Annotated in this window: 1 protein-coding gene and 1 pseudogene; one reads left to right on the forward strand and one right to left on the reverse strand. The window is 70.8% G+C overall.

The window, feature by feature from the left end:
- Positions 1-70: 70 nt before the first annotated feature.
- Entirely contained in the window at positions 71-817 is a 747-nt protein-coding gene (locus tag AB0C69_RS42345; RefSeq protein WP_360362613.1) for a FadR/GntR family transcriptional regulator, read from the reverse strand.
- A 316-nt stretch (positions 818-1,133) separates the two neighbouring features.
- Here AB0C69_RS42345 and AB0C69_RS42350 point away from each other — a divergent pair.
- Positions 1,134-1,310 (forward strand): annotated as a pseudogene (locus AB0C69_RS42350) (alkanesulfonate monooxygenase); the annotation flags it as partial.

A 1,310-nucleotide genomic window follows, 5' to 3' on the forward strand; every position in this document is an offset into this window, starting at 1 on the left:
GGTGGACGAGGTCGAGATCGTCACTCTCGTCGACAACGTCTACGACGCCCTGCTGGGCGAGGGGACGGGCTCAGCCCTTGCCGGGAAGCTCCTCGTACCATTCGCGGATGGCCGCCATGTGCTTCTGCATGGCCTTGCGCGCGCGGGCCACGTCCCGGTTCTTGAGCGCGGTGAGGATGGCCCGGTGGTCGCGGACCGAGCGGGCGAGCTGCCCCTCGCGCGAGAACGTGGCGGGACGGGACTCGGTCATGACGCTGTTGAGCTCGTCGAGCATGCGCGGCAGCAGCTTCCCGCCGGTGGCCCGCGCGATGGACAGGTGGAACTCCACGTCCAGCCGCGACACCTCGGTCAGGTTCGGCCTGTCCTGGGCGGCGGCCGTCCGGAAGGCCTCTTCGGCGCGCTCGATCTCGGCCAGCTCCTGCTCGGTCCCGTGCTCGGCGACCTCGGCCGCGGCCAGCTCGTCGAGGGCGCCGCGGACCTTGTTCAGCTCGATCAGCTCGTCGCGGTGCAGCTCGAGGTAGGCGGCGAACGGCTCGACGTACTGCTCGTTGATGCTCTTGCGGACGAACGCGCCGCGGCCGTGCCGGATCTCAATGATCTTCATGGCCTCCAGGCCGGCCAGCGCCTCGCGTACGCTGACCCGGCTGACGCCGAACGTCTCGCACAGGGCGCGCTCCGAGGGCAGCAGGGCCCCGGGGAGGATGTCGCCGCGCTCGATGGCCGCGAGCAGCTGCTCGCGCACCTGCTGGGTCGGACTCGTGCGCTGCACCGCGGTGAACTGCCCCATGCCGGCGTGCGCCTCGTGCTTGGCGGTCATGACCTTGTCGCTCCTCCGGTGGGCGGCTCGCCGTCATCGATGGACGCGCCTCTTGCTGCCGGTGAAAAATCCTACCAGCGCATGTGACATGTCTGGCCACTCGGGTTGTAGTGAGGAGTCGCACCGTGAGGTCTCCTCCTCGCCCGTCGACCGGTGTGCGGGGGCCGACTCGGCGGGCGGCGGCCGCATCCGGCGTGCTCGTCGCGTCGGGTCGCAGACGGGCGGCCTGGGAGCGGAGCAGGCGGATCATGCGGTGGGCGTGGCGGGGAGATGGCCCGTCCGGGCGTGCTGGGCCACGAGGAGGACGTCGGGTCCCTCGGCGTCCGAGGTCGCCGACCGGATCGCCGAGTACGCCGGCATCGGCATCGACGAGTTCGTCCTGTCCGGATATCCCCATCTGGAGGAGCTGTACTGGTTCGGAGAGGGAGTGCTTCCCCACCTCGACCGGCACGGGCTCTTCCCTGTCGGGGCCGGGCGCGGGGCGACGAGACGC

It is taken from the genome of Actinomadura sp. NPDC048032 (assembly GCF_040653175.1).
GTDB classification, from domain to species: domain Bacteria; phylum Actinomycetota; class Actinomycetes; order Streptosporangiales; family Streptosporangiaceae; genus Spirillospora; species Spirillospora verrucosospora.